Origin of the sequence: Dryocola clanedunensis, from assembly GCF_038405435.1 — a bacterium.
Classification (GTDB): domain Bacteria; phylum Pseudomonadota; class Gammaproteobacteria; order Enterobacterales; family Enterobacteriaceae; genus Dryocola; species Dryocola clanedunensis_A.
Genome location: NZ_JBBYHZ010000005.1, coordinates 58,556 through 85,199 on the forward strand (window position 1 = coordinate 58,556; position 26,644 = coordinate 85,199).

Below are 26,644 nucleotides of genomic sequence, written 5' to 3' on the forward strand. Positions count from 1 at the left end.
ATCGATTGAGCAATTTGTATTGCATCCCAATAATCTGCCTGGCTGACAAGGATTATAAAATGAAAAACACTTTACCCTCCATGAATTGCGCGCTTAGCGGCAAAGTAGCTGCCATTACCGGAGCCGCCTCCGGCATCGGGCTGGAATGCGCGAGAACGCTGCTTGCGGCGGGCGCGAAGGTTGTGCTGATTGACCGCGACGGCGAAAAGCTTGAGAAGCTGACCGCAGAAATGGGCGAGAACGCCTTTGCGCTGGTGGTCGATCTTATGCAGCCGCAGCAGGTCGACAATATTCTCGCCGGGATCCTGGAAAAAGCAGGGCGTCTCGATATTTTCCATGCTAACGCAGGCGCGTACATTGGCGGTCCGGTAGCGGAAGGCGACCCTGACGTCTGGGACCGTGTGCTTCACCTTAACATTAACGCCGCGTTCCGCAGCGTGCGGGCGGTGCTGCCCCATCTGATTGCCCAGAAGTCCGGGGATATTATTTTCACCAGCTCCATCGCGGGCGTGGTGCCGGTTATCTGGGAACCCATTTATACCGCTTCCAAGTTTGCCGTCCAGGCGTTTGTCCACTCGACTCGTCGCCAGGTCGCTCAGCACGGCGTGCGCGTTGGCGCCGTTCTGCCGGGCCCGGTGGTCACCGCCCTGCTCGACGACTGGCCAAAAGAGAAAATGGAAGAGGCGCTGGCCAACGGCAGCCTCATGCAGCCGATTGAAGTCGCCGAATCCGTATTGTTTATGGTGACGCGCAGTAAAAACGTGACCGTTCGCGATCTGGTCATTCTGCCAAACAGCGTGGATCTGTGATCCAGGGAAGATGGATACCGTAATGAACAGCGAAACACAAAGTACCCTGATCGGGGTTGACGTCGGTTCCGGCAGCGTACGCGCCGGGATCTTCGATCCAGCCGGACACCTGCTGGCCCATGCTTCAAGGCCTATTACGTTGCACCGCAGCGCGGGCAGCAAGGTTGAGCAGTCCAGCAATGAAATCTGGCGGGCGGTCTGCGAGAGCATTCGCGAAGCCGTGAGCTCCGCAGGCGTTTCACCCACCAGCGTGCGCGGCATAGGTTTTGATGCCACCTGTTCGCTTGTGGTGCTGGGAAAAGATGGCGAGCCGCTGCCGGTCGGTGACGCAGAGGCTCCAGAACAAAATATCATCGTCTGGATGGATCACCGGGCCACCGAACAGGCCGAGCGGATAAACGCCACCGCGCATCCCGTGCTGAAATACGTTGGCGGCAAAATCTCCCCGGAAATGGAGACGCCAAAGCTGCTCTGGCTGAAGGAGAATCGCCGGGAGGTTTACGATAGCGCCTGGCAGTTCTTTGACCTGGCGGACTTTTTGACCTGGCGCGCCACCGGCGATCTGGCGCGATCTAACTGTACCGTAACCTGCAAATGGACTTATCTGGCCCATGAAAAACGCTGGGATGGCGACTACTTCCGCACCATCGGGCTTGAGGAACTGGCAGAGGAAGAGTTCGTGCGCATCGGGCAGCGGATTGTTGAACCTGGCACGCCCTGCGGCGAGGGGCTAAGCGCTGCCGCAGCAGACGACATGGGGCTGCCGGCTGGTACGCCGGTCGCCGTGGGGATGATAGATGCCCACGCGGGCGGCATCGGCACCGCGGGGGTGGACAAGGGCGCGGAGCATAACCTCGCCTGGGTATTTGGCACATCGGCCTGTACGATGACCTCCACGCAGCAGCCCGTTTATATTCCCGGCGTCTGGGGGCCGTATTATTCGGCGATGGTGCCGGGGATGTGGCTCAGCGAGGGCGGCCAGAGCGCGGCGGGCGCGGCTATCGACCAGCTTCTCTCTTTCCATCCTGCCGCCGCCGAAGCGCGCAGGCAGGCCAGGGCGCTGAACGTTCCGCTCCCGGTTTATCTGGCAGACCTGGTGCTGGCCAGGATTACCGATCCTTCCCGTGCCATAGAGCTTGCCCATGGGCTGCACGTCGTGCCGGAATTCCTGGGTAACAGAGCGCCGTTCGCCGATCCCCATGCCAGGGCCGCGATTGCCGGGCTGGGCATGGAAAACGATCTGGATAATTTGCTGGCGTTCTACGTCGCCGGGCTGGGCGGCATTGGCTACGGGCTGAGACAAATCGTCGACGCCCAGCGTCACGCAGGGGTTAAAACAGAGAAAATTGCGATCAGCGGCGGCGCAGGCCAGCACCCGCTGGTGCGCCAGCTGCTGGCGGACGCCTGCGATCTGCCGGTCATCGCTACCCAGTGTAGCGAACCGGTACTGTTAGGTTCAGCGATCCTCGGCGCCGTAGCGGGGAATGTTGCCGCAACCGTCAGTCACGCAATGTCGCAGATGACGAAGCTGGATCGGCAGTTTGAGCCGCAGGAAACATACCGCCAGACGCACCGGGCGCGCTATGAGAGCTATAAGCTTTTACAGCAGACGGCGAAGGCGATTCGGGATAATTAACAGGCAGGCCCTCTCCTGGCAGAGAGGGTTAGATCAGGCTGCGCTTACTCGGCTGCGGCAGCGGACTTCGATTCGTTCTTGGCGTTGCGCGTCATCCACAGCGACAGCGCCTTTAACGAATCCGGGGTGAAGTCGTCGCAGCGGGCGGTGATCTCTTCCGGAGACATCCAGCTCACTTCGCTGACCTCGTCTTCCTGCAGCGCGAACGGGCCGTGGGAGACGCAGCTGAACAGCCCGCCCCAGACGCGGCAGTGCTTATCTTCGAAGTAGAACATGCCGTGTTCGGCAAAAGGAACGCCCGCGATACCCAGCTCTTCTTCGGCTTCGCGACGGGCGGAATCGAGGAGCTGTTCGTCAGATTGTACAACGCCTCCGGCGGTCGCATCGAGCATGCCCGGCAGGTAGTCTTTGGTTTCGGTGCGGCGCTGCACCAGGATTTTACCCATACCGTCGTGTACAACAATGTAGGTAGCCCGGTGACGCAGGCCCTGCGCGCGCATCTGCTCACGGCTGGCCTGTGCGATCACTTCATTGTCTTCGTTAACAATGTCTACCCATTCCGTGCCAGCAAAATGACTCTGTTCCACCATCGGAAACCTTCTCTATTGGGCGCTCTTACGGCGCGTTTAAGATCTTACCAGCGGTAAGGTACGGGGTAATGCCAACCTGTGCAATAACCCTGTCGTTAATCAGTGTGTGAACGGTCAGAACGTCGTCGTTCAGCATGCCGTAGCTCGCTTCAAATCCGCCTTTCGGGATGCTCACCGAACCGGGGTTGAAGAAGTAGATCCCATCGCGAATTTCCGCCACGGGAAGATGAGTATGACCGAAAATCAGCGCATCGTGTGGTGCTAAAGGTGGCAATTTTTCTGGATTATAAAGATGCCCGTGCGTCACGAACAGGCGCTGACCCGGCAGCAGGATCTGCGCAAACGGGGCGGTAATCGGAAAGTTAAGCAGCATCTGGTCGACTTCACTGTCGCAGTTGCCGCGCACCGCGATGATCTTCTCCGCCACGGTATTAAGCCCTTCTGCAACCTTCGCCGGGTTATAGCCTTCCGGGAGCGCGTTACGCGGCCCGTGGTTGAGCAAATCGCCCACCAGCACCAGCCACTGAGCGCCGCTGCGCGCAAAAATTTCCAGCACCTTTTCGGTGGCCGGTAGGGAACCGTGAAGATCGGAGGCAAACATCAGCTTCATAAGTCCACACCTCTTTTAATGGTAAGTGGCTCAATGATAGCGAACAAAACCTGCGGGATCAGCCCGTACGTTTAGCCGAACGGGCGATAAAGCGCTGGACGGAGGCCCGCTGCCACTGGAAGGCGGCATACTCCTGCAGGCGTTCCGGCACCGCATCGCCGTTCAGCACCAGCCGATTCAGCATCAGCGCCAGGTCCGTATCGGCAATCGACCATTCCCCAAACAGATTCTGCTGGCCGACCGGCAAAACGGACTCCGCCGTGGCAAACAGCTTCTCTGCGGCCTTAACGCCCGCAGGGCTGAGCGCCGGTTTTTTTACCCCGCCGAAAACCACGTCCGTCGAACGCTCTTCGCGAATCGGCATCAGGTCGCTGCGCAGCCAGGCCTGAATCTGGCGGGCGCGGGCGCGCTTTTCGATATCTACCGGATAGATGCGCTCCCAGGTTGGCGGGGCGAAGCGCTCTTCCAGATACTCGGTGATGGCGGAAGATTCGCTCAGCACAAATTCGTCTACCGCCAGCAGCGGCACGCGACGCGTGAAGTCATAGCCCTTCCAGCCCGGCTGTAGCTGCTGCCCGGCGGCGAGGTCGACAGTTTCCGTCGTGAAATTCAACCCCTTCTCCTTCAGGGCAACATAGACCGAAAGCACATAGGGGCTGAAAAAATTCGCATCTGACCAAAGGGTAATTACGGGCTGGCTCATGGTAATCCTCGTCATTCATCGCATCCGGCTTTTGAACATATAGCGAAAACGGCGGCCTGTCACTTGAGCAAACCTCAACATTGACCGCCCGTCCCCCGTCACAGGACCTATACTGCAAAAAGTTCCCGAAAACTGTTATCAGAGGCTGTCTATGATCGATCTCTTTTATGCGCCAACGCCCAACGGGCACAAAATCACGCTGTTCCTTGAAGAGGCGGGGCTGGAGTACAACATTCACCGCATTGATATTGGCAAAGGGGATCAGTTCAGGCCGGACTTCCTGGCCATTTCGCCGAACAATAAAATTCCGGCGATCGTTGACCATCTGCCCGCCGACGGCAGCGGCCCGCTGAGCGTATTCGAATCCGGCGCGATTCTGCTCTATCTGGCAGAGAAATCGAATTTGCTGCTGAGTAAAGATCTGCGCGAGCGCACCCATACCCTGCAATGGCTGTTCTGGCAGGTTGGCGGCTTCGGCCCGATGCTGGGGCAGAATCACCACTTCAACCACTTCGCCCCGCAGTCGGTGCCTTACGCTATCGAACGCTACCAGGTGGAAACACAGCGCCTGTACGGCGTGCTCAACAAGCAGCTGGAGAAAACGCCGTGGCTTGGCGGACAGGAGTACAGCATTGCGGATATCGCGACCTACCCGTGGGTGGTCTCTTTTGAACGGCAGCGCATTAACCTTGCGACCTACCCGGCGGTAAAAAACTGGTTCGAAAGAATTCGTTCCCGTCCGGCGACGGAGCGCGCTTACAAACAGGCTGAAAACGTCTGATCCGGCGTGTCAAAATCTTCCCGCCGTAGTGTATTCTGTGGCGGGAAGCAACACACGGAGGAAACCTGCAATGTCATCCCCTCAGCCAGACGCCATTATTCGTATTAAAAACCTACGCCTGCGCACCTTTATCGGCATCAAGGAAGAAGAGATCGCCAACCGTCAGGATATCGTCGTTAACGTCGCCATTCACTACCCGGCGGACAAGGCTCGCGCCAGCGAAGACATCAACGACGCGCTGAACTATCGCACTATTACCAAGCAAATCATCCAGCTGGTAGAGAGCAACCGCTTCTCGCTGCTGGAAAAATTAACTCAGGATGTGCTCGATATCGCATGTGACCATCCGTGGGTGTCTTATGCTGAAGTAGAGATCGATAAACTTCACGCGCTGCGCTACGCCGACTCGGTCTCCATGACCATGAGCTGGCGGCGATAAGCGTAGCCTTCAGGAGACGCGCATGCAGATACTCATAACCGGCGGCACAGGACTTATCGGCAGCCACCTTGTTCCTCGCCTGCTGGAAACCGGCCACGAAGTCACTCTGGTGACAAGGGACCCGGACAAAGCCCGCGGCCACTTCGACCCGCGCGTGGTGCTCTGGAAGGGGCTGAACGAGCATGAGAATCTTGATGGATTCGATGCGGTGATTAACCTTGCGGGCGAGCCGATTGCCGACAAGCGCTGGACGGAAGGTCAGAAGCAGCGCCTGTGCGTCAGCCGCTGGCAAATCACCGAGCGCCTGGTGGAGATGTTCAAAGCAGGCAGCACCCCGCCGTCCGTCCTGATATCCGGTTCTGCTGCTGGCTATTACGGGGATTTGGGCGAGGTTGTCGTCACCGAAGAGGAGCCGCCGCACAACGAGTTTACCCACAAGCTCTGCGCCCGCTGGGAGCAAATCGCCTGCGGCGCACAAAGCGATAATACTCGCGTTTGCCTGCTGCGCACCGGCGTCGTTCTGGCCCCGAAAGGCGGTATCCTGGCGAAGCTGCTGCCGATCTTCCGTTTAGGTCTGGGTGGCCCGATAGGTTCAGGCCGTCAGTACCTGGCGTGGATACACATCGACGATATGGTCAACGGCATCCTCTGGCTGCTGAACAACGATCTGCGCGGCCCGTTCAATATGGTTTCGCCCTATCCCGTGCGCAACGAGCAGTTCTCCCACGCGCTCGGCCACGCCCTCCACCGCCCGGCGTTCATGCGGGCGCCTGCCACAGCGGTGAAGCTGATGATGGGGGAATCGTCGGTATTAGTGCTTGGCGGGCAGCGGGCGCTGCCGAAACGGCTGGAGGAGTCCGGCTTTGGCTTCCGCTATTTTGACCTGGAAGAAGCGCTGGCGGATGTGGTTCGCTAGTCGGTAAAAGGTGGATGGCGCACGCGCTTATCCACCCTAAAATTCATCCTTCGTAGTCGGGTAAACGCAAGCGCCACCCGACTAAGTCCTCTGACAATTACTTCAGAGATCCAGAAAGGAACTGCTGCAAACGAGCGCTCTTAGGGTTGCCGAACAGCTCGTCCGGCGCGCCCTCTTCCTCGATGCGGCCCTGATGCAGGAAGATGACGTGGCTTGAAACGTGACGGGCAAAGTCCATCTCGTGCGTGACCACCACCATCGTTTTCCCCTCTTCGGCAAGCTTCTGCATGATGCGCAGCACCTCGCCCACCAGCTCCGGATCCAGCGCGGAGGTTGGCTCATCGAACAGCAATACTTCAGGCTCCATCGCCAGCGCGCGGGCAATAGAGACGCGCTGCTGCTGGCCGCCGGACAAATGCACCGGGTATTTCGCCTGCTGACGTTCGTCAATGCCCACCTTGGCCAGATACTTCAGCGCGCGCTCTTTCGCCTCCTGCTTGCTTAAGCCCAGCACCTGAATCGGCGCTTCCATGACGTTTTCCAGCACCGTCATGTGGCTCCACAGGTTGAAGTGCTGGAATACCATCGTCAGACGCGTACGCAGCAGGCGCAGCTGGTTTTTATCCGCCACCTTCAGCTGCCCGTCTTTGTCGCGCACCAGGTTGATGTTCTGGTTGCTGACCACAATCGTGCCTTCGCTCGGCTTTTCGAGGAAGTTAATGCAGCGCAAAAAAGTACTTTTCCCCGAGCCGGACGAGCCGATGATGCTGATCACATCTCCGGCGTTGGCCCGCAAAGAAACCCCTTTCAGCACTTCATGTTCGCCGTAGCGTTTGTGTAAATCAGTAACGTTTAATTTATTATCGGCCATGGAAATCACTCAATGCGAAGAGCTGGGTTTAACATGCTGCATAAAACGCTGCTCGGCTTTGCGGAACAGGCTTATCAGCACGTAAGAGATAATCAGATACAGCACCGCCGCGATGCCAAACGCCGTAAACGGCTGGTAGGTGGCGGAGTTAATATCCCGGGCGATTTTCAGCAGGTCCGGCACGGTGGCGGTGAAGGCCAGCGCCGTGGAGTGCAGCATCAAAATCACCTCGTTGCTGTACGCCGGCAGCGCGATGCGCAGGGCGGACGGCAGAATAATACAGCGATACATTTTCACCCGCGAGAAACCGTAGGCCCGCGCGGCTTCGATTTCACCGTGCGGCACGGAGCGGATCGCCCCGGCGAAGATTTCCGTGGTGTAGGCGCAGGTGTTAAGCGTCAGCGCCAGCACGGTACAGTTCAGCCCGCTGCGGAAGAACTCGTTCAGCAGCACGGTACCCTTCACCACTTCCAGCGTGTACATCCCGGAATAGAATACCAGCAGCTGTACGTACAGCGGCGTGCCGCGGAAAATATAGGTAAACAGCCAGATTGGGAAGGCGATGAATTTGTTGCTGGAGACGCGCCCGATGGCCAAAAACAGCGCCAGAATCCCGCCCATAATCACCGATGAAATCAGCAGCCACAGGGTGATTGCCACGCCGGTAAAACGGTAGCCGTCCGTCCACAGCAGGGATTTCCAGTATTCCTGAAGGATATCGATCATAGCTCAGCCCTCTTCACGCCAACCGAGTAGCGGCGCTCGAGCCAGAGCAGCACACCGTTAGAGACGGTGGTAAACACCAGATAGATAATCCCGGCGACGATAGCGAAGTAGAACGGCTGCCAGGTGCTCTTACCGGCAAGCTGGGTCGCCTTCACAACATCTTCCAGGCCTAACAGGGAGACCAGCGCGGTAGCCTTAAGGATGACCTGCCAGTTGTTGCCGATGCCGGGCAGCGCGTAGCGCATCATGGCCGGGAAAAGAATACGGCGGAAGGTCTGCGAGCCGGTAAATCCAAAGGCAGTTGCCGCTTCGATATGCCCTCTGGGAACGGCAAGAAAAGCCCCACGGAAGGTTTCGGTAAAATAAGCCCCGTAGATAAACCCGAGGGTAATGATACCTGCGACCATAGGGTCGATATCAAACTGCGCCACGCCCAGCGCGTCGGTAATGCTGTTGAGCAGCATTTGCAGGCCGTAGAAAATCAGCAGCATCAGCACCAGATCCGGCACGCCGCGAATCAGCGTGGTGTAGCCTTCAAACAGCAGCGCCAGCGGGCGATTTTTGGAGAGTTTCGCCCCCGCCCCGGCCAGGCCGATGATCACCGAAAGCACAACGGAGCTTAACGCCAGCTCCAGGGTGACGATCGCCCCCTTAAAAATCACTTCAGAAAAGCCATACAGCATGGTGCGTATCCTGTCGTCAGTGTCTGCACAAACCGGGCCTGCCCTTACGGGACACAGGCCCTACCACCGGTGACTGTTAACCACCAAAAACATCAAAATCGAAGTATTTTTTCGCCAGCTTGTCGTAGGTGCCGTCTTTACGCATTTCGGCAAAGGCTTTGTTCAGCGCCTGACGCAGTTCGGTGTCCTCTTTGCGCAGGCCCATACCGGTGCCTACCCCGAACAGCTTATTGTCTTTAATGGACGGGCCGCCAAACTGGTAATCTTTGCCGATGGGCTGCTTAAGGAAGCCTTCGCTGGCCGCCACTTCGTCCTGGAACGCCGCGTCGATTCGACCCGCCGTCAGGTCAGCGTAGATAGAGTCCTGGCCCTGATAAGAGACAATCTCAATGCCTTTTGGCGCCCAGTGCTCGTTACCGTAAGTTTCCTGAGTGGTGCCCTGCAGCACGCCGACGCGTTTGCCCTTCAGGGCCTCAAGCGTGGGCTGAATCGGTGAGCCTTTCGCAACCACCAGGCGGGAATCTGCCGCATAAAGCTTGTCGGTAAAGGCGATTTCCTGCTGGCGTTTTTCAGTAATGGAAAGCGACGACATAATCACGTCGATCTTTTTGGCTTTCAGAGAGGGGATCAGCGCATCCAGCGGGTTCTCAACGAACGTACAGTTAGTTTCGATGCGTTTGCAGAGTTCTTTAGCCAGATCGATATCAAAACCAACTAATTCGCCCTGGGCGTTCTTGGATTCGAACGGGGCGTAGGTTGGGTCCGTGCCGATACGCACGTTTTTAGGAATAGCGGCGAATGCTGTGGAAACACTGGAGAATGCCAGCACCAGTGAAAGGGACAACACCAACTTTTTCATAATTATCCTCATAGACTGTCTGTTTAGCGCTAATGCCGGTAGATGGCTAATCAAGAAGAATAATGATGCACCAAAAGAGGGCAACCCGGGGGCGCACCGTGCATGATTATCCAGCCCGGTTAAGAATATATTCAAAACCGGGCACAGACTACGGGAAAACCTTAATCACCGTAAACATTAAAATCGAAGTACTTTTTGGCAAATTTGTCGTAGGTGCCGTCTTTTCGCATTTCTGCCAGCGCTTTGTCGAAGGCGGCCTTCAGCTCCGTTTCGTCTTTGCGCATGCCGATACCGGTACCGTCACCAAAGTACTGCTTGTTCTTAACGGATGGGCCAGCAAAGGCAAACTCTTTGCCCGCAGGCTGCTTCAGGAACCCTTCGCTCGCGGCGACTTCATCCTGGAACGCCGCGTCCAGACGGCCCGCGGCCAGATCAGAGTAGATCAGATCCTGGTTAGCGTAGGCCACGACATCAATGCCTTTTGGACGCCATTCGGCATTGGCGAATGCTTCCTGAGTGGAGCCCTGCAGCACGCCGACGTGCTTGCCTTTCAGTGAGTCGAGGGTTGGTTTAATCGTTGAGCCAATGCTAGCGATCAGACGAGAGTCCGCCGCGTAGAGCTTGTCGGAGAAAGCAATTTCCTGCTGGCGTTTTTCAGTGATGGACAGAGAAGAGATGATCGCGTCGATTTTCTTCGCTTTCAGAGAAGGGATTAGCGAGTCGAAGTCGCTGCCCACCCAGGTACATTTGGTATTAATGCGTTTGCACAGCTCGTTGCCGAGGTCGATATCAAAGCCGACAAACTGCCCTTTCGCGTCTTTAGAAGAGAATGGCGCATAGGTGGCGTCCGTACCGATACGAACGTTCTGCGGGATTGCTGCGTAAACGGTGCTGGTCAGACCGAGCAACAAAGACAGAGCGAGAACCTGCTTCTTCATACATAACCCTCAAGTTGACTCTTATTATGTGTCGTGTTGTGTGGTGTAGCGGACGAAGAGTTGCACTTCTCATGCCACTTTTCCCTGCGTGGAGGAAAGTGCGAAGCTTTATGTTAATAAAACGTTGCAACTCTGTCGTCTGGTTGAAAGATAGCAGGTATGGCGAAGGGGCAAAACGTTTACGGAGTAAAGTGCGGACTAAATTCGAGAAAAGCGATCGGGGTTACAAAATCGCCCCAAATTGATGCAGGCGATTCTGTGATGCACCGCGCTGGCGCAGAGCGCTATGCACCCTGCCAGCGCTGGAAGAGATCCTGGGGCAGCTCAATATCGAACTGATCGATAACGCGGTTCACGGTCTGATTAATAACGTCATCCAGCGTCTGCGGACGGTGATAGAACGCGGGAACCGGCGGCATGATCACCGCACCCAGCTCGGCGGCCTGGGTCAGCAGACGCAGGTGGCCCAGATGCAAAGGGGTTTCCCGGACGCAGAGCACCAGCGGACGACGCTCTTTGAGCACCACGTCAGCGGCGCGCGTCAGCAGACCGTCCGTATAGCTGTGAACGATGCCTGACAGCGTTTTGATGGAACAGGGCAGGACAACCATGCCGTGGGTCTTAAAAGAGCCTGAGGAGATGTTTGCGGCGATATCACGCGCATCGTGTACGACATCGGCCAGCGCCTGCACGTCGCGCAGGGACATATCCGTTTCTAAAGTGAGGGTCTGGCGGGCAGCGTTGCTCATGATGAGATGGGTTTCCACCTCGGGCACTTGTTGCAGCACCTGTAGCAGCCGTACTCCGTAGATTGCGCCGCTGGCACCTGAAATCCCAACAATTAACCGTTTCATGCGTCTGCCCATCAAGTTCATTTGGGCTGACTTTGCCGCAAGATGGGGCGGGATGCAAGGAAGCGTGAAAGGCATGGGATCTGTAGGGCGGATAAGGCTCACGCCATCCGCCGCAAAATCTGGTGGATGACGCTGCGCTTATCCCCCCAGGAAGGGCAAAAGCAGGCGTTAACCCTCGTTGTGCATCTCTAAGTTTTCCACTTCGTTCTGACGCAGCAGGGCTTTGGAGTCGTCATTGCGCAGGGAGTCGAGATACTCAAGGTACTGCTGGTCAACGTCTTTGGTCACGTAAATGCCGTTGAAGACCGAGCATTCAAACTGGGTGATGTCCGGGTTTTCGACGCGCACCGCTTCAATCAAATCGTTCAGATCCTGGAAGATAAGCCCGTCCGCACCGATGATCTGGCGGATTTCATCCACTTCACGGCCGTGGGCGATCAGCTCGTTGGCGCTTGGCATATCGATGCCGTAGACGTTCGGGAAGCGAATTTCCGGTGCCGCAGAGGCCAGATAGACCTTTTTCGCCCCCGCTTCACGGGCCATCTCGATAATCTGTTCGGACGTCGTACCGCGCACGATAGAGTCATCCACCAGCAGCACGTTCTTATCGCGGAACTCGGCACGGTTTGCGTTAAGCTTGCGGCGCACGGATTTACGGCGCAGGTGCTGGCCCGGCATGATAAACGTGCGGCCAACGTAGCGGTTTTTCACGAAGCCCTGACGATACGGCTTATCGAGAATACGGGCGATCTCCAGCGCGATATCACAGGAGGTTTCCGGGATCGGGATAACTACGTCGATATCCAGATCTTCCCACTCGCGGGCAATTTTCTCACCGAGCTTTTTGCCCATCTCAACGCGGGCGCTGTAAACGGAAATTTTGTCGATGAACGAGTCCGGGCGCGCAAAATAGACGTACTCGAACAGGCACGGGTTGCTGGCCGGGTTATCCGCACACTGGCGGGTAAACAGCTGGCCCTTCTCGGTGACGTAAATCGCTTCGCCGGGCGCGATATCGCGCAGGAACTCAAAGCCCAGGGTATCCAGCGCCACGCTTTCGGAGGCGACCATATATTCGGTGCGGCCGTCGCCCAGTTCGCGCTTGCCCATTACCAGCGGACGGATGCCGTTCGGATCGCGGAACGCCACCATGCCGTGACCGATAATCATCGCCACGCAGGCGTAAGCGCCGCGGATCTGACGGTTAGTTGCGGCAATGGCCGCAAAAATGTTGTCGGCTTCCAACGGATAGTTACGGAAGTTATCCAGCTCGCTGGCAAAGATATTGAGCAGGATTTCAGAATCTGAAGTGGTGTTAATGTGACGGCGTTTCTCTTCGAACAGCTTTTTGCGCAGTTCGTGGGCGTTGGTCAGATTACCGTTGTGCGCCAGAGTAATGCCGTACGGGGAGTTAACGTAGAAAGGCTGAGCTTCGGAGGCGCTGGAGGAGCCAGCGGTCGGATAGCGGACATGGCCAATACCCATGTTGCCCTGCATACGCTGCATGTGGCGGGCTTCAAATACATCACTCACCAGGCCGTTCGCTTTACGCAGACGGAAGCAGTTTAAAGCATCAATGGTGACGATGCCTGCGGCATCCTGGCCACGGTGCTGAAGCACCGTTAACGCGTCATAAATCGACTGGTTGACCGGCATAAAACCGGCGATACCGACAATACCGCACATGTTGTCTTTTCCTCATTAAGCCACGACCCCCCGCCTTATGGCCGGGGCAAGAAACTTGACGAGCTTTGCAGATAGTCAAAGAACCATCTGATGATGAAACTGAATTGCGGGATAAGCTGCGACTTTTGCCAGTCTTCACTTTTCGAAAAGCCGGTGAAGGTATCCAGAAAGAACAGAATGGCGGCGACAATCAGGGCACCACGCAGAGCGCCAAAACAGATCCCCAACACCCTGTCTGTACCCGACAGGCCGGTTTTCTCCACCAGCGCGCCAATCACATAGTTGACAATCGCGCCGACGATCAGCGTCGCGATAAACAGTATCGCGATAGCAATCCCATTACGTACCAGTTCGTCTTCAAAGCCAGTGAACCAGACCGAAAGGTAAGTGTAGTAGTGACTGGCAACAAAGAAGGCACATCCCCAGGTCACCAGCGATAACGCTTCGCGGACGAAGCCACGAATCACACTAATCAGAGCCGAAAAGCCGATAACAGCAATAATGGCGTAATCTATCCAGACCATGCACAAATCTCGCGTCAAATCGCCCTGTCGTCCAGTTCGGGGCGCATTCTAACAGAAAAAGAAAACGTTTGCGTAGGGATTTCCTTCCCCCGCGTAAATAAATAATGGCGTTGAAAAAATCATCAACGCCATTAAAATTTTGCCTCGCAGCCGCCCGTTTTGAGCCCGTATTGTAGGGTGGATAAGCGCCAGCGCCATCCACCACCAGGCTCGTTCGCGGCGCGCTTAGCGAACCGAGTAGTTCATCACCACGCCGTTCAGCCCGGAAATGGAGTTCAGCTCGCTCAGGGAGGATTTAAGCTTATCCTTCGAGGCATCCGGCCCTACCAGAATACGGGTAATTTTACCCGGTACCGGGGTAGACGGAGAGGTATAAACCCGGAACCCGGCGCCACGCAGTTTACCAACAATTTCATTCACTTTGTCGGCATTTTTGAGCGCGCCAAGCTGCACGACATAGGCCTTGCCGGTCGGTGCCGCTGGCTGGTCGTCCTGCTTCGCTGGCTTCTCGGTTTTCGGCGGCTGCTCGTTGCCCATCGCCAGCTGCTCTTCGGTCCGATCGGCCGTTGGCCTGCTTTGTGGCTTAGGCTTCGGCTTTTCCGCAGCCGGCTTTGGCTGAGGCGGCTTTTCACGGGCAACCGGCACTTCGTCGATATCCGCGCCCGCCTCACCCGGCAGTGAAGCCGTGTCTAAACCAGGCGCAAAGGCGTTACCCGCCCTGACCTCTTCCGCAGCCCCTTCCGGCGGCTGCGAAGGCAATGCCTGCGTCGCCGCTGGCAGCATGTCAGGCTCGTCCGTATCCCCGGGCTTTGGCACCAGAGGAATAGCGGCAAACTCATCCTGATAATGTTTTTTCTGCCCGTCGAGCAGACCCGGAAGAATAATCACTCCCAGTGCGACCAGAATAATGGTCCCGACTAATCGGTTTTGAAACTTACTCGCCACCTTTTCTCCCCGCGTCCAGCGCTTCCATTACGTGGGCTACCGTGTGGAAGGATCCACACACCAGCACGGTGTCATCTGCCCCGGCGGCGGCCATTGCCGCATGCCAGGCCTCGGCCACGCTGCCATAGACTTCGCCAGTCTTAAGATGCTCCACCAGCTGTGCGGCGGTTGCACCGCGCGGCCCTTCAAGGGGTGCACAATACCAGCTATCCACCTGCCCCGCCAAACACGCCAGCGTGCCGGCTATATCTTTATCGTGCAGCATCCCGATTACCGCCAGTACGCGGCCCTTCTTCGGCAGCTGCGCCAGCCGGTCGGCAAGATAAGCGGCGGCGTGGGGATTATGCGCCACGTCCAGAATAACGCGTGGTGCGTCAGAGATAATCTGAAAACGCCCCGGCAGCGTCGCTTCTTTAAGCCCCTGACGAATCGCCGTTTCGCTGACGTCCAGCCAGCTGGCCCGCAGGGCCGCAAGCGCGGTTGCTGCATTAGGCTGCGGCACCAGCGGCAAAGGTAAACCTGTCAGCTCGCCCTTTCCGTCTTTGAAGCTCCAGCCGTCGGCACCCACGCTATAAGACCAGTCAACGCCACGACGCAGCAGCTGGGCACCTTTCTCGGCGGCCACATCGGCAATAGTCTGCGGCATATCCGGCTCGCCAACTATCGCAGGTTTACCGCCACGGAAAACGCCCGCTTTTTCGCGGCCAATGCTTTCGCGGTCCGGCCCCAGCCAGTCGGTATGATCCAGCGCGATGCTGGTCACCACCGCCACGTCGGCATCGACAATATTCGTGGCATCCAGACGCCCGCCGAGACCAACCTCAAGAATCACTACGTCCACGTTCAGCTGTTTGAACAGCAGCAGCGCGGACAGGGTGCTGTACTCGAAGTAAGTCAGAGACGTGTCGCCCCGCGCGGCTTCGATTTCGGCAAATGCCGCCGTGTGGTACGCCTCGTCCAGCTCTTCGTTCTGAATACGTACGCGCTCGGTATACCGCACCAGATGAGGGGAGCTGTAAACGCCCACGCTGTATCCCGCCGCCATCAGCACCATTTCCAGCGTGCGGCAGGTGGTGCCTTTGCCGTTGGTGCCAGCTACGGTGATGATGGTGGGGGCAGGTTTCAGTACGTCCAGCGTCGCCGCCACTTTCTGAACACGGGCAAGGCCCAGCTCAATGGCCGTAGAGTGGAGGTTTACAAGATAGCAAAGCCACGTGGCCAGGGGCGACGTGGCTTGAGGAGTGTGATGTTTTTCCATGGTACCCGTTCTGTCCGCGGTTCGGTTCAAGAAAAAAGGCAGTTCCGCGAGCGGCCCTGCCTTTATTGACTGTCAGGCCTCTTGACCCTGTTCCGGCGCTGGCGGAACCACAATAGGTTCGCGCGGCGCTTCCGGATTTGGTGCCGGCAGATTCATAAACTTCGCCAGCACGCGAGCCAGCTTCAGGCGCAGATCCGGACGACGGACGATCATGTCGATCGCCCCTTTTTCGATCAGGAACTCGCTGCGCTGGAAGCCCGCCGGCAGTTTTTCACGCACGGTTTGTTCGATAACGCGAGGACCGGCAAAGCCGATCAGCGCTTTCGGCTCGGCAACGTTCAGATCGCCCAGCATCGCAAAGCTTGCGGAAACGCCGCCCATGGTAGGGTCGGTCAGGACAGAGATGTACGGCAGACCGCGTTCCTGCATCTTCGCGAGCGCGGCGCTGGTTTTTGCCATCTGCATCAGCGACATCAGCGCTTCCTGCATACGTGCGCCGCCGGAGGCGGAGAAACAGATCATCGGGCAGTTATCTTCCAGCGCCTGTTCAACGGCACGGACAAAACGCGCGCCGACCACAGAGCCCATAGAGCCGCCCATAAAAGCAAACTCGAAGGCTGCGGCGACCACTGGCATACCGTGCAGGGTACCCTTCATGACCACCAGCGCGTCTTTCTCGCCGGTCTCTTTCTGGGCGCTTGCCAGACGATCTTTGTATTTTTTCGAGTCTTTGAACTTCAGCACGTCTTTCGGCTCAAGTTCGCTGCCCAGCTCCACCATCGAGTCTTCGTCTAACAGACTGTGCAGGCGCTCGCGCGCCGCCATACGCATGTGGTGATCGCACTTCGGGCAGACTTCCAGATTGCGTTCCAGCTCGGCGCGGTACAGGACCTGGCCGCAGCTGTCGCATTTCGTCCACACGCCTTCAGGGATGCTCGCCTTACGGGTGGGGGTGATGTTGTTACTCTTGAGAATTCGTTCAATCCAGCTCATTGATGACCTTTCTGCTTGAACCTGGTCGATGCCAGTTTTTCTGTGGCGCTAACGCTGCCCCAGACCATAAATGGTGCTCATTAAAACATAACGGCCCGCGACTTTGGATAAAAAAGTGGTCGAACCGCTGTACGGAGTTATTTTTGCAGCCGTGCGGCGGCGCGTTTGTGGCGGATAATTTCGATGACGCCCGGCAGAACCGACAGCACGATAATCGCCACAATCAGCAGCTTCAGGTTTTCCTGCACAATCGGCAAATCGCCGAACAGGTAACCCGCGTAGGTAAACAGCAGCACCCACAGCAGCGCTCCAACGACGTTATACATCGCAAAGTGGCGATAGGACATGTGCCCCATACCCGCGACGAACGGTGCGAAGGTTCGCACAATTGGAACGAAGCGCGCGAGGATAATCGTTTTTCCGCCGTGACGCTCGTAAAAAGCGTGAGTTTTATCGAGATAGCTGCGGCGGAAGATCTTCGAATTGGGGTTACTGAACAGCTTTTCGCCAAACAACCGACCAATAGTGTAGTTCACGGCGTCGCCGACAATAGCGGCGATCACCATCAGAATCACCATTGTGTGGACGTTCAGATCGTTGGTTGGCAGCGCCGCCAGCGCGCCGGCCACGAACAGCAGCGAATCGCCGGGCAGGAACGGCGTCACCACCAGGCCCGTTTCGCAGAACAGAATGAGGAAAAGTATCGCGTAAACCCAGACGCCGTACTGCGCGACCAGCTCAGCCAGGTGCACATCAATGTGCAGAATAAAATCAATAATAAAGTGGATAAATTCCATTGTGATTTACCTTTACGACTGCATCAGTCCGCTAAAAACAGAGGCCCCATCCGGGGAGTAGGTAACGCAAAATGTACTGGATAATCCACCGACACGAGATATAAGCCTTCCGCTTTGCCCGTGGCGGCGGCAAGCTTACGGTCTTTCGCGGCCAGCAACTCTGCCATCCAGTTTTCCGCCTGGTTACCGCAGCCGATTTCCATCAGGCTGCCGACGATATTACGCACCATGTGATGCACGAAGGCGTTCGCCTTGATGTCCACCACCACGTAAGAGCCATAGCGGGTGACGGTAATGTGCATCAGATTGCGCCACGGCGTGCGGGACTGGCACTGCACCGCGCGGAACGAGGTAAAGTCGTTCTCGCCCAGCAGGCACTGCGCTGCACGGTGCATTCTGTCGGCGTCCAGAGGGTGGTAGAAGTGCGTCACCCCCTGCCCCATCACCGCCGGGCGCAGCCTTTCGTTATAAATGACATAACGGTAGCGGCGCGCCGTGGCGCTGAAACGGGCATGAAAATCGTCGGGCACAGCTTTCACCCAACGCACCGCGATGTCTCCAGGCAAATTCGCATTTACGCCCAGCGTCCAGGCCGCATCCTTACGATCCATACTCGTTTCGAAATGCACAACCTGGCCGGTGGCGTGTACGCCCGCGTCGGTTCGCCCGGCGCAGAACACGTTCACCGGCTCGTTGGCGACTTTTGTCAGCGCCTTTTCAAGCTTTTCCTGCACGCTGCGCACTTCGTTCTGGCGCTGCCAGCCGTAATATTTGCTGCCGTCGTACTCAATACCGAGCGCAATTTTGCGCTTCGGGCTTTCAACCAGCTCGCCGGACATTAGTACATGTACTCCTGCACTAATTTTTCTGCCGTTTTCACCGCCATCAGCGCGCCGCCAAAGCGGACGTTATCGGCAACGGACCAGAACTGGATCTGTTCCGGCATGCCGTAGTCGTTGTGAACGCAGCCAACAGAAAGATGCGCGCTGCCGGAGGCATCTGAAACCTGCGTCGGATATTCGCCCTCTTCGGACAGCTCCAGGTCGGCTACCTGGCCAAACGCATCGCGCGCTTCTTCCGCCGCCAGCGGACGCATGGCTTCAAAATTCACCATTTGCGCGTGGCCGTAGAAAATCGGCGCCTGCACGTAGCTGACGGAAATCGGCAGGTTATCGTCCTGAAGGATTTTACGAACTTCGTTCACCAGACGGCGCTCTTCGCGCACGCTGCCTTCCGCATCCGGCACCAGCGGCAGCATGTTGAACGCCAGCTGACGGCCAAACAGGTCGTTTTCTTCGATTGGCATTCCGTTAAGCAGGCGCGCGCTCTGCCCAGCCAGGGCGTCCACAGCTACTTTTCCGCGTGCGGAAGCGGCCAGCAGGTTGGTGACCTGAATACGCGATAAACCACCTTGTTCAATCAGCGGTTTTAACGCCGTCAGCAGCTGGCTGGTCAGGCTGTCGGCCACGGCAACCACATTACGGTTACGGTAATCGCCCAGCACGAACGGGTTCACGTCCGGCACCACCAGCGGCACGTCAGGCTCAAGGGCAAACAGGCCGCTTGAGTCAATGACCAGGCAGCCCGCGTTGGTTGCTTCGTCAACATACTGCGCCGAGGCTTCAGCGCCCGCGACGAAGAAAGCAAGCTGCACCTGAGTCCAGTCGAATTCGGCGACGTCCTGCACCATCACCGTTTTGCCTTCAAAACGCAGATTTTCCCCGGCGCTTTCGCTACGGGCCAGGGCGTACAGCTCACCAACCGGGAACTGGCGTTCGGCCAGCAGATCAAACACAGCTGCGCCAACGGCACCCGTGGCACCTAAAACGGCAATATTCCAGCCTTCATACATGTTGGTTTACTCCAGACTTAAAAACAGCGTCCCACCGGGACTAAGACCGGTGGGACAAAAGATAAGGGTTAGCGGGCGGTGTGGTAGACCGCGCTGAAGCCCAGTTTTTGCAGTGTTTGTGCCGCAGGCTCATCGTCACACTGGATAAAGAGCGACGACCATTCGCGGCGTTCTAAATAGTTCTTCCGCAGCTTGTCGAATTCACCCGGCACGGCCGCGACCTTGCGCAGCGGCGCATCATCGCGGCGCACATCATACACCAGATGAACCAGTCTTTTGAGCGTGGCCTGATCGAGCGGGCCATGCAGCGTTATGCGGCCGAATTCTGGTGCCGGGAGCAGCGTATCCAGCGCGACCTGCTGCTGCTTGCCGATGAACTGGCTGAAGGCCTCAAACACCTGCGTGGTGCCGCGCGCTTTGCCTTCCAGGGTGTAGCCCGCAATATGCGGCGTACCGACATCAACCAGCTCCAGCAGATCGACGTTCAGCTCAGGCTCCGGCTCCCAGACGTCCAGCACCACGCTGAGATCCTGCCCGCTTTGCAGGCATTTCAGCAGCGCCGCGTTATCCACCACCGGCCCACGGCAGGCGTTGATCAGGATGGTGCCTGGCTTAAGGCTGGCAATAAGCTGCTCGTCAGCAAGATGCAGGGATTTGTATGGGCCATCTTTAAACAGCGGGGTATGGAAGGTCAGCACATCGGCTTCGCGCACCAGCTCGTCCAGCGGCTGGAAATCACCTTCATCGCCACGGTCAGCGCGCGGCGGATCGCAAAGCAGCGTACGCACGCCATAAGCTTCAAGACGAGCCTGCAAACGTGAGCCCACGTTGCCCACGCCCACAATACCAACCGTGCGGTCAGCAAGGGCAAAACCGTCGCGCTCGGCAAGCATCAGCAGCGAGGAGAAAACATACTCCACGACGGCAATGGCGTTACAGCCGGGAGCGGCAGAGAAAGCGATACCCGCGCGTTCCAGATACGCATCATCAACATGATCCGTTCCTGCCGTGGCGGTACCCACGAATTTGATTGGTTTACCGTCGAGCAGTTCAGCGTTCACTTTGGTGACCGAGCGCACCATTAAAGCGTCAGCATCGGCAAGCTCGGAAACGGGAATGGGGCGGCCTGGCACGGCGGTTACTTCGCCCAGACGACTAAATAATTCGCGGGCATAGGGCATATTTTCATCAACGAGAATTTTCACGTTCGCTACCTGTCGGTTAATCGTCGAGATTAAGCCCGATAGTGTGCCATAATCTGCCGTCCGGGCATAACGAACTACCTTGTAATGTTTTGTCGTTTTTCAGGTGAGATAAGGATCTAATGCTATGCAGCCTATTCAGGGAGCCACGCCGCGCCCTCCGGGGGAACCCGCTCCCGCGCCATCCGTTGCCGGGGAGCAGCCGCTCTCTTCCGTGCAGCGAACCGTTCTGGAACGCCTGATTACGCGCATCGTTGCCGTCAGCCAGCAGCAGAGCGCAGAGCTGTGGGCCGGTCTGAAACACGATCTGGGCCTGAAGAACGAGGCGCCTCTGCTGTCGCGCCATTTCCCCGCTGCGGAACAGAACCTCAACCAGCGCCTGACCAGCGCGCAGACAACCCATGCCACGCGCCAGATAGTCCAGCAGCTGAGCGAACTCCTGCCGCAGGGGAATAACCGCCAGGCCGTGAGCGACTATATCCGCCAGCAGTTTGGACAGACGGCCCTTAGCCAGCTTACCCCCGAACAGTTAAAAAGCGTGCTGACGCTGCTGCAAAATAACCAGCTGGCTATTCCCCAGCCGCAGCAGCGCCCGGCAACGGACCGTCCGTTACTGCCCGCAGAGCACAGCACGCTGAATCAGCAGGTGGCGAAGCTGACCGCCGCCACCGGGGAGTCCGGCAAGCAGATCTGGCAGTCCATGCTGGAGCTTAGCGGCGTGAAAACCGGCGAGCTGATCCCGGCGAAGCACTTTACGCTGCTGACCACCTGGCTTCAGGCTCGCCTATCCCTCAGCCAGCATTCCGCGCCGACGCTGCATACCATTCAGGCCGCGCTGAAGCAGCCGCTGGAGGCAGACGAGTGGAAAGAGATAACCGACTATTCACAGCAGCGTTTCCAGGCCACGCCGCAGACCGTGCTGACCACAGCTCAGGTGCAGGATATTCTCAACCAGGTGTTCCTGAAGCGCGCCGAAAAACAGCACGTCGGGCCGATTGAAACCCAGAATATTCAGCCGGTGTATAATCCGTTTATCGCGCCGTTTATCGAACCGCTGAAGATTATTTCGGCGCGTCCGGGACTGGCATTGATTGCCCTGATCGTGGTGATGCTGCTGTTCTGGATGGTGGTGTAGTCCGGCTTTATCTGGTGGATGACGGCTATTTGCGGAACGCGACCACCGTCACCACAATCCCCACTACAGCCGAAATCGCGCCTGCCAGGAACACCGACGGATAGCCCAGCGAGGTTGCCAGCAGGCCGGTCAGCGGCGCTGTCACCCCGTATGAGATATCCTGGAACGCGGCGTAGCCGCCCAGCGCCGTACCGCGAACCTGAGGCGGGACGCGCTTAACCACCTCAACGCCCAGCGCCGGGAAGATAAGCGAACAGCCGCTGCCGGTTAGCGCCGCGCCCAGCAGCGCAACCCAGGCGACCGGTGCCTGCCACAGCAGCAGTAAACCAACCGTTTCAATGACCAGCGAAACCAGCGCCACCCGCACGCCGCCGAAGCGGTCAGGCATCCAGCCGAACAGCACGCGCATCAGCACAAACGCCCCGCCAAATGCGGTCAGCGTAAACCCTGCCCACGCCCATCCTTTTGAAACGAAATAGAGCGAAACAAAAGTCCCGATTACCGCAAAGCCCACGCCCTGCAGCGCCAGCCCGAGTCCCGGCTTCCAGATAAGCCCAATCACCGTCAGCATCGACGGGCGTTCGCCTTTATGCGCAGGCACGGCATGCACGCGTCCGTTGAACAGCCACCCAAGCAGCGGTAAAACGACGGTGGAGATGTCCAGCGCGATGAAGCCCCACTGGCTGTTGAGCATCAGCCCCAGCGGCGCACCGGCCGCCAGCGCGCCATAGATAGCCATGCCGTTCCACGACATCACCTTGCCGGAACGCGCCGGGCCGACCAGCCCCATGCCCCACGTCAGCGTGCCGGTCAGCAGCTGGCTTTCGCCAAAGCCGAGGATCAGACGCCCGACGATGAGTATCCCAAACTTGATGGTGTTATCCACCGGCAGCAGCGCCGCCAGCAGGTAGGCCACGCCCGCCAGCGCGCAGGCAAACATCCCCTGCAGCGCGGTGCGCTTTGCCCCTTGCTGATCGGCCAGGCGCCCCGCATAGCCGCGCGTCAGCACCGTTGCCAGGAACTGAATACCCACGGCGACGCCCACCATCAGATTGCCGTAGCCCAGCTGATGGTGAACAAACAGCGGAATGACGGGCAGCGGCAGGCCGACTGTCATGTAGGTCAGGAAAACGGCAAAGGCAATTTTGAACAGGGATTTATCCGCCGACTTCGGCTTCTTAAAATGAGAATCAATCGTTGCAGACATGCTGCTTACTCCATTGACAGCAGAGTAAGGCGGGGAATTCGCCGCGCCTCTCTATCTGACAGGTCAGATTAAAGGTGCGTTGGATGACGTTAAACGCTTACGCATTATCATTTTGATAATGTTGAGGTCGGCATAGTGCCTTTATTCCCCCGGCGCGTCAACTTGTGTAAAGGCAAAAAAAACGGGGCGCCAGAGGCACCCCGCTTACATGCTTAAGCGTTTGTTATGCGTCGATTTTACGCATAACCAGCGTGGCGTTGGTGCCACCGAAGCCGAAGCTGTTAGACATCACAGTATTCAGTTTCTTCTCTGTCGCTTCGGTCACGATGTTCAGGCCAACGGCCTTCTCGTCCAGCTGTTCAATGTTGATGCTTGGGGCGATAAAGCCGTGTTCGAGCATCAGCAGAGAGTAGATCGCTTCCTGTACGCCTGCGGCACCCAGAGAGTGGCCGGTCATCGCTTTGGTTGCGGACATAGACGGAGAGTTATCGCCGAAGACTTCACGAATTGCGCCCAGCTCTTTCACATCGCCAACCGGCGTGGAGGTCCCGTGGGTGTTCAGGTAGTCAATCGGGGTGTCAACGCCGTGCATTGCCATCTTCATGCAGCGCACTGCGCCTTCGCCTGATGGAGCAACCATGTCCGCGCCGTCGGACGTTGCGCCGTAGCCAACGATTTCAGCGTAGATGTGTGCGCCACGTGCCAGAGCGTGCTCCAGCTCTTCGACCACCACCATGCCGCCGCCGCCTGCGATAACAAAACCGTCACGGTCTGCATCATAAGTACGGGAAGCCTTGGTTGGGTCTTCGTTGTATTTGGTGGACAGCGCGCCCATGGCGTCAAACTCACAGGCCATTTCCCAGCACAGCTCTTCGCCGCCGCCGGCAAACACGATGTCCTGTTTGCCCAGCTGGATCTGCTCAACAGCGTTACCGATACAGTGTGCAGAAGTCGCACACGCGGAGCTGATGGAGTAGTTCACACCGTGAATTTTGAAAGGTGTTGCGAGGCAGGCAGAAACGCCGGAGCCCATCGCTTTAGTCACCACATAAGGCCCTACCGCTTTCAGGCCGCGCGGGCTACGCATTGCGTCAGCACCGAACACCTGGTAGCGAGGGGAGCCGCCGCCGGAACCTGCAATCAGGCCGACACGCGGGTTATTCTGATAAGCTTCATCGCTGAGACCGGCGTCCTGAATAGCCTGTTCCATGGACAGGTAAGCGTAGATGGATGCATCGCTCATGAAACGCACAATTTTGCGATCGATGAGACCGGTGGTGTCCAGCTTGACGTTACCCCACACGTGGCTACGCATGCCGGAGTCTTTCAACTCCTGAGAGAAGGTGATCCCTGAGCGTCCTTCACGCAGAGATGCCAGGACTTCCTGCTGGTTATTACCAATGCTGGAAACGATGCCCAGGCCAGTAATCACTGCACGTTTCATTCAATACCTCTTCCACTGCACTATTAGGATTTCGACTGGCACAATAGCGTACACTTGTACGCCGAACAAGTCCGATCAGCGAAATCGGCCCGAAATTTGCGCCGCTTCGCACACATCGTTATGATCCTTTCACAGCCTGCCAGACGAGTAACTTACGTGAAACACTCCCCTATACAATCCGCCAGCCTTGGCTTTAACGAAGAGGGTACACCTGTATCCCGAGAATTCGACGATGTGTACTTCTCTAATGATAATGGACTGGAAGAAACTCGTTATGTCTTTCTTGAGGGAAATCGTCTGTCAGAGCGCTTTGCCACGCATGACCGCCCGCTGTTTGTGGTTGGCGAAAGCGGGTTCGGCACCGGGCTTAACTTCCTGACTTTATGGCAGGCCTTCGATGAATTTTGCCAGAAACAGCCTGATGCCACGCTGCGGCGTCTGCACTTCATCAGTTTCGAAAAATTCCCGCTCACGGCAGCGGATTTACAGACCGCCCACGGCCACTGGCCAGAATTGGCTGAATTTGCTTCCGAGCTACAAAAAAACTGGCCGCAGCCTTTTTCTGGCTGCCATCGCCTGCTGCTGGCGGGAGGCCGAATCACGCTCGATCTGTGGTTTGGGGATATTAACGATCTTATCCCCCAGCTGGATGACACCTTAACGAAGCAGGTTGATGCCTGGTTCCTGGACGGCTTTGCTCCGTCGAAAAACCCGGATATGTGGACGCCCCAGCTGTTCAATGCCATGGCGAAGCTGGCTCGTCCGGGCGGTACCCTGGCCACCTTTACCTGCGCTGGCTTCGTGCGCCGGGGGCTTATCGACGCGGGCTTTACGATGTTCAAAACCAAAGGCTTCGGGCGTAAGCGCACGATGCTGACCGGGATCATGGAGCAGGAACTTCCTCTCCGCTTACAGACGCCGTGGTTTAACCGTCCGCCCGCCCAGGGTAAAGAGGTCGCGATAGTGGGCGGAGGGATTGCCAGCGCCCTGCTCTCCCTGTCATTACTTCGGCGCGGCTGGCAGGTGGCGCTCTACTGCGAAGACGACGAACCGGCGCTTGGCGCATCCGGCAATCGCCAGGGTGCCCTCTATCCTCTTCTGAGCACTCACGACGCATCGCTGACGGACTTCTTCGCCACGGCCTTCACCTTCGCCCGCCGTCTTTACGATGCGCTGCCCGTTGAGTTCGACCGCGACTGGTGCGGCGTCACCCAGCTTGGCTGGGATGAGCGAAGCCGCCATAAAATCGAGCAGATGCTGAGCCTTGAGTTCCCTGAAGGTATCGCCCGCGCCGTGGATGAACAAACCGTTACCGAAATCAGCGGCGTTCCGACAGGCTGTGGCGGCATCACTTATCCGCTGGGCGGCTGGCTTTGTCCCGCGCAGCTGACCGCTGGCGCTATTGAACTTGCCCGTAAGCAGGGGCTGAAAGTGCATTTTGGTCATCACGTGAATAAGCTGATTAAAGCTGAAGATGTCTGGCAGCTGGAGTTTTCCGGGCAGCCGACTCGGCGGCATAGCGCCGTAGTGCTGGCTAACGGGCACAAGGTTAACCATTTCTCGCAGGCAGAAAAGCTGCCGGTGTCTGCGGTTGGCGGCCAGGTGAGCCATATCCCCACCGGCCCGGCGCTATCCTCGCTCCGCCAGGTTCTGTGCTACGACGGCTACCTGACGCCGCAAAACCCGGCGAACCAGCAGCACTGCATCGGGGCGAGCTACCATCGCGGCGTGGAGGATATGCAGTACAACGAGGAAGACCAGCGGCAGAATCGCCAGCGGCTTATTAACTGCCTGCCTGAGCAGGGCTGGCCGCAGGAGGTAGATGTTTCTGCTGGTAACGCCCGCTGCGGCGTGCGCTGCGCCTCGCGCGACCATTTGCCGCTTATCGGCAGCGTGCCGGATTATGAGCAGACGCTGGAAAGCTACGCGGGGCTGGTGCACAGCAAAGAGAACGCGGTGAACGCACCGGTCTATGGAAATCTCTTTATGCTCGCCGGGCTGGGTTCAAGAGGATTGTGCTCTGCCCCGCTGGCGGCGGAAGTTTTAGCCGCGCAGATGAGCAACGAGCCGATACCGCTGGATAGCGCAACGCTTGCGGCGATTAACCCGAATCGGTTCTGGGTACGGAAGCTGTTGAAAGGCAGAGAGGTTAAATAACTTCGTCGGATGACGCTGCGCTTATCCGA

Annotated in this window: 27 protein-coding genes; 7 read left to right on the forward strand and 20 right to left on the reverse strand. The window is 57.7% G+C overall.

Features of this window, described 5'->3' with window-relative positions:
• Nucleotides 1–59 precede the first annotated feature (59 nt).
• The gene (locus AAE045_RS13060; protein ID WP_455548110.1) at nt 60–809 is read left to right on the forward strand and encodes an SDR family oxidoreductase; all 750 of its coding nucleotides are present in this window, start codon (nt 60–62) and stop codon (nt 807–809) included.
• A gap of 22 nt (nt 810–831) precedes the next feature.
• Entirely contained in the window at nt 832–2,445 is a 1,614-nt protein-coding gene (locus AAE045_RS13065) for an FGGY-family carbohydrate kinase (RefSeq protein WP_455548111.1), read from the forward strand.
• Between the two features lie 44 nt (nt 2,446–2,489).
• On the opposite strand, the gene yfcD is transcribed toward AAE045_RS13065, so the two are convergent.
• From yfcD to yfcF, 3 genes are read right to left on the reverse strand one after another with little or no spacing between them, the layout of a single operon-like run.
• Nucleotides 2,490–3,035, reverse strand: a complete 546-nt coding sequence (yfcD, locus tag AAE045_RS13070) for an NUDIX hydrolase YfcD (RefSeq protein ID WP_455548112.1) — start codon at nt 3,033–3,035, stop codon at nt 2,490–2,492.
• A gap of 25 nt (nt 3,036–3,060) precedes the next feature.
• Nucleotides 3,061–3,645: a phosphodiesterase gene (gene yfcE / locus AAE045_RS13075; RefSeq protein WP_455548113.1), complete on the reverse strand. Its 585-nt coding sequence runs from the start codon at nt 3,643–3,645 to the stop codon at nt 3,061–3,063.
• 58 nt (nt 3,646–3,703) lie between these two features.
• A complete protein-coding gene (yfcF, locus tag AAE045_RS13080) occupies nt 3,704–4,348 on the reverse strand; it encodes a glutathione S-transferase (RefSeq protein WP_455425256.1) in 645 nt (214 codons plus the stop codon).
• A 151-nt stretch (nt 4,349–4,499) separates the two neighbouring features.
• Between yfcF and yfcG the strand changes: the two genes are divergently transcribed.
• The 3 genes from yfcG (at nt 4,500) to AAE045_RS13095 (ending at nt 6,484) form a co-directional block, all read left to right on the forward strand.
• Nucleotides 4,500–5,129 (forward strand): GSH-dependent disulfide bond oxidoreductase, encoded by a 630-nt coding sequence (gene yfcG / locus AAE045_RS13085; RefSeq protein WP_455548114.1) that lies wholly within the window; start codon nt 4,500–4,502, stop codon nt 5,127–5,129.
• A gap of 70 nt (nt 5,130–5,199) precedes the next feature.
• Nucleotides 5,200–5,568, forward strand: a complete 369-nt coding sequence (folX, locus tag AAE045_RS13090; protein WP_455548115.1) for a dihydroneopterin triphosphate 2'-epimerase — start codon at nt 5,200–5,202, stop codon at nt 5,566–5,568.
• Between the two features lie 22 nt (nt 5,569–5,590).
• Nucleotides 5,591–6,484 (forward strand): TIGR01777 family oxidoreductase, encoded by an 894-nt coding sequence (locus AAE045_RS13095; RefSeq protein WP_455548116.1) that lies wholly within the window; start codon nt 5,591–5,593, stop codon nt 6,482–6,484.
• Between the two features lie 97 nt (nt 6,485–6,581).
• Here the strand turns inward: AAE045_RS13095 and hisP are convergent, their stop codons facing one another.
• The 15 genes from hisP to pdxB all read right to left on the reverse strand — a co-directional run bounded on the left by hisP (nt 6,582) and on the right by pdxB (nt 20,675).
• Complete coding sequence (gene hisP, locus AAE045_RS13100; protein WP_455548117.1) at nt 6,582–7,355, reverse strand: histidine ABC transporter ATP-binding protein HisP; 774 nt, start codon at nt 7,353–7,355, stop codon at nt 6,582–6,584.
• Between the two features lie 9 nt (nt 7,356–7,364).
• On the reverse strand, nt 7,365–8,081 hold the full coding sequence (locus AAE045_RS13105; RefSeq protein WP_455425261.1) for an ABC transporter permease: 717 nt from the start codon (nt 8,079–8,081) through the stop codon (nt 7,365–7,367).
• Nucleotides 8,078–8,764: a histidine ABC transporter permease HisQ gene (locus AAE045_RS13110; protein ID WP_455548118.1), complete on the reverse strand. Its 687-nt coding sequence runs from the start codon at nt 8,762–8,764 to the stop codon at nt 8,078–8,080. Before AAE045_RS13110 ends, AAE045_RS13105 begins: the two co-directional genes overlap by 4 nt.
• Before the next feature lie 76 nt (nt 8,765–8,840).
• Nucleotides 8,841–9,623, reverse strand: a complete 783-nt coding sequence (hisJ, locus tag AAE045_RS13115; protein ID WP_455548119.1) for a histidine ABC transporter substrate-binding protein HisJ — start codon at nt 9,621–9,623, stop codon at nt 8,841–8,843.
• 161 nt (nt 9,624–9,784) lie between these two features.
• On the reverse strand, nt 9,785–10,561 hold the full coding sequence (argT, locus tag AAE045_RS13120) for a lysine/arginine/ornithine ABC transporter substrate-binding protein ArgT (protein ID WP_455548120.1): 777 nt from the start codon (nt 10,559–10,561) through the stop codon (nt 9,785–9,787).
• Between the two features lie 284 nt (nt 10,562–10,845).
• Nucleotides 10,846–11,415: a UbiX family flavin prenyltransferase gene (locus tag AAE045_RS13125; protein ID WP_455548121.1), complete on the reverse strand. Its 570-nt coding sequence runs from the start codon at nt 11,413–11,415 to the stop codon at nt 10,846–10,848.
• Between the two features lie 168 nt (nt 11,416–11,583).
• Nucleotides 11,584–13,101 carry an amidophosphoribosyltransferase gene (gene purF, locus AAE045_RS13130; protein WP_455425266.1) on the reverse strand — a complete coding sequence of 506 codons (1,518 nt, stop codon included), beginning with the start codon at nt 13,099–13,101 and terminating at the stop codon, nt 11,584–11,586.
• 35 nt (nt 13,102–13,136) lie between these two features.
• Complete coding sequence (gene cvpA, locus AAE045_RS13135; RefSeq protein WP_455425267.1) at nt 13,137–13,625, reverse strand: colicin V production protein; 489 nt, start codon at nt 13,623–13,625, stop codon at nt 13,137–13,139.
• Nucleotides 13,626–13,850: 225 nt separating this feature from the next.
• On the reverse strand, nt 13,851–14,570 hold the full coding sequence (gene dedD, locus AAE045_RS13140; protein ID WP_455548122.1) for a cell division protein DedD: 720 nt from the start codon (nt 14,568–14,570) through the stop codon (nt 13,851–13,853).
• On the reverse strand, nt 14,560–15,828 hold the full coding sequence (folC, locus tag AAE045_RS13145; protein ID WP_455548123.1) for a bifunctional tetrahydrofolate synthase/dihydrofolate synthase: 1,269 nt from the start codon (nt 15,826–15,828) through the stop codon (nt 14,560–14,562). Before folC ends, dedD begins: the two co-directional genes overlap by 11 nt.
• 72 nt (nt 15,829–15,900) lie before the next feature.
• Nucleotides 15,901–16,821 carry an acetyl-CoA carboxylase carboxyltransferase subunit beta gene (gene accD, locus AAE045_RS13150; protein WP_455425270.1) on the reverse strand — a complete coding sequence of 307 codons (921 nt, stop codon included), beginning with the start codon at nt 16,819–16,821 and terminating at the stop codon, nt 15,901–15,903.
• 137 nt (nt 16,822–16,958) lie between these two features.
• The gene (locus AAE045_RS13155; protein WP_455548124.1) at nt 16,959–17,618 is read right to left on the reverse strand and encodes a DedA family protein; all 660 of its coding nucleotides are present in this window, start codon (nt 17,616–17,618) and stop codon (nt 16,959–16,961) included.
• Between the two features lie 23 nt (nt 17,619–17,641).
• Complete coding sequence (gene truA, locus AAE045_RS13160) at nt 17,642–18,457, reverse strand: tRNA pseudouridine(38-40) synthase TruA (protein WP_455548125.1); 816 nt, start codon at nt 18,455–18,457, stop codon at nt 17,642–17,644.
• Nucleotides 18,457–19,470 (reverse strand): aspartate-semialdehyde dehydrogenase, encoded by a 1,014-nt coding sequence (locus AAE045_RS13165; RefSeq protein WP_455548126.1) that lies wholly within the window; start codon nt 19,468–19,470, stop codon nt 18,457–18,459. The genes truA and AAE045_RS13165 overlap by 1 nt, the downstream gene beginning before the upstream one ends.
• 68 nt (nt 19,471–19,538) lie before the next feature.
• A complete protein-coding gene (gene pdxB, locus AAE045_RS13170) occupies nt 19,539–20,675 on the reverse strand; it encodes a 4-phosphoerythronate dehydrogenase PdxB (protein ID WP_455548127.1) in 1,137 nt (378 codons plus the stop codon).
• 124 nt (nt 20,676–20,799) lie between these two features.
• On the opposite strand from pdxB, the gene flk reads away from it, so the two are divergent.
• Complete coding sequence (flk, locus tag AAE045_RS13175) at nt 20,800–21,807, forward strand: flagella biosynthesis regulator Flk (RefSeq protein ID WP_455548128.1); 1,008 nt, start codon at nt 20,800–20,802, stop codon at nt 21,805–21,807.
• A gap of 25 nt (nt 21,808–21,832) precedes the next feature.
• On the opposite strand, the gene AAE045_RS13180 is transcribed toward flk, so the two are convergent.
• Entirely contained in the window at nt 21,833–23,014 is a 1,182-nt protein-coding gene (locus AAE045_RS13180; protein ID WP_455548129.1) for an arabinose transporter, read from the reverse strand.
• 223 nt (nt 23,015–23,237) lie between these two features.
• Nucleotides 23,238–24,458, reverse strand: a complete 1,221-nt coding sequence (gene fabB / locus AAE045_RS13185; protein ID WP_202303174.1) for a beta-ketoacyl-ACP synthase I — start codon at nt 24,456–24,458, stop codon at nt 23,238–23,240.
• A 156-nt stretch (nt 24,459–24,614) separates the two neighbouring features.
• On the opposite strand from fabB, the gene mnmC reads away from it, so the two are divergent.
• Nucleotides 24,615–26,615: a bifunctional tRNA (5-methylaminomethyl-2-thiouridine)(34)-methyltransferase MnmD/FAD-dependent 5-carboxymethylaminomethyl-2-thiouridine(34) oxidoreductase MnmC gene (gene mnmC / locus AAE045_RS13190; protein WP_455548130.1), complete on the forward strand. Its 2,001-nt coding sequence runs from the start codon at nt 24,615–24,617 to the stop codon at nt 26,613–26,615.
• The last annotated feature ends 29 nt before the right edge of the window (nt 26,616–26,644 follow it).

Bases quoted from the DNA above. Each gene is read 5' to 3' on its own strand.
- AAE045_RS13060 (WP_455548110.1), top strand. From the start codon at position 60: ATGAAAAACACTTTACCCTCCATGAATTGCGCGCTTAGCGGCAAAGTA.
- AAE045_RS13065 (WP_455548111.1), top strand. From the start codon at position 832: ATGAACAGCGAAACACAAAGTACCCTGATCGGGGTTGACGTCGGTTCC.
- yfcD (WP_455548112.1), bottom strand. From the start codon at position 3,035: ATGGTGGAACAGAGTCATTTTGCTGGCACGGAATGGGTAGACATTGTT.
- yfcE (WP_455548113.1), bottom strand. From the start codon at position 3,645: ATGAAGCTGATGTTTGCCTCCGATCTTCACGGTTCCCTACCGGCCACC.
- yfcF (WP_455425256.1), bottom strand. From the start codon at position 4,348: ATGAGCCAGCCCGTAATTACCCTTTGGTCAGATGCGAATTTTTTCAGC.
- yfcG (WP_455548114.1), top strand. From the start codon at position 4,500: ATGATCGATCTCTTTTATGCGCCAACGCCCAACGGGCACAAAATCACG.
- folX (WP_455548115.1), top strand. From the start codon at position 5,200: ATGTCATCCCCTCAGCCAGACGCCATTATTCGTATTAAAAACCTACGC.
- AAE045_RS13095 (WP_455548116.1), top strand. From the start codon at position 5,591: ATGCAGATACTCATAACCGGCGGCACAGGACTTATCGGCAGCCACCTT.
- hisP (WP_455548117.1), bottom strand. From the start codon at position 7,355: ATGGCCGATAATAAATTAAACGTTACTGATTTACACAAACGCTACGGC.
- AAE045_RS13105 (WP_455425261.1), bottom strand. From the start codon at position 8,081: ATGATCGATATCCTTCAGGAATACTGGAAATCCCTGCTGTGGACGGAC.
- AAE045_RS13110 (WP_455548118.1), bottom strand. From the start codon at position 8,764: ATGCTGTATGGCTTTTCTGAAGTGATTTTTAAGGGGGCGATCGTCACC.
- hisJ (WP_455548119.1), bottom strand. From the start codon at position 9,623: ATGAAAAAGTTGGTGTTGTCCCTTTCACTGGTGCTGGCATTCTCCAGT.
- argT (WP_455548120.1), bottom strand. From the start codon at position 10,561: ATGAAGAAGCAGGTTCTCGCTCTGTCTTTGTTGCTCGGTCTGACCAGC.
- AAE045_RS13125 (WP_455548121.1), bottom strand. From the start codon at position 11,415: ATGAAACGGTTAATTGTTGGGATTTCAGGTGCCAGCGGCGCAATCTAC.
- purF (WP_455425266.1), bottom strand. From the start codon at position 13,101: ATGTGCGGTATTGTCGGTATCGCCGGTTTTATGCCGGTCAACCAGTCG.
- cvpA (WP_455425267.1), bottom strand. From the start codon at position 13,625: ATGGTCTGGATAGATTACGCCATTATTGCTGTTATCGGCTTTTCGGCT.
- folC (WP_455548123.1), bottom strand. From the start codon at position 15,828: ATGGAAAAACATCACACTCCTCAAGCCACGTCGCCCCTGGCCACGTGG.
- accD (WP_455425270.1), bottom strand. From the start codon at position 16,821: ATGAGCTGGATTGAACGAATTCTCAAGAGTAACAACATCACCCCCACC.
- AAE045_RS13155 (WP_455548124.1), bottom strand. From the start codon at position 17,618: ATGGAATTTATCCACTTTATTATTGATTTTATTCTGCACATTGATGTG.
- truA (WP_455548125.1), bottom strand. From the start codon at position 18,457: ATGTCCGGCGAGCTGGTTGAAAGCCCGAAGCGCAAAATTGCGCTCGGT.
- AAE045_RS13165 (WP_455548126.1), bottom strand. From the start codon at position 19,470: ATGTATGAAGGCTGGAATATTGCCGTTTTAGGTGCCACGGGTGCCGTT.
- flk (WP_455548128.1), top strand. From the start codon at position 20,800: ATGCAGCCTATTCAGGGAGCCACGCCGCGCCCTCCGGGGGAACCCGCT.
- AAE045_RS13180 (WP_455548129.1), bottom strand. From the start codon at position 23,014: ATGTCTGCAACGATTGATTCTCATTTTAAGAAGCCGAAGTCGGCGGAT.
- fabB (WP_202303174.1), bottom strand. From the start codon at position 24,458: ATGAAACGTGCAGTGATTACTGGCCTGGGCATCGTTTCCAGCATTGGT.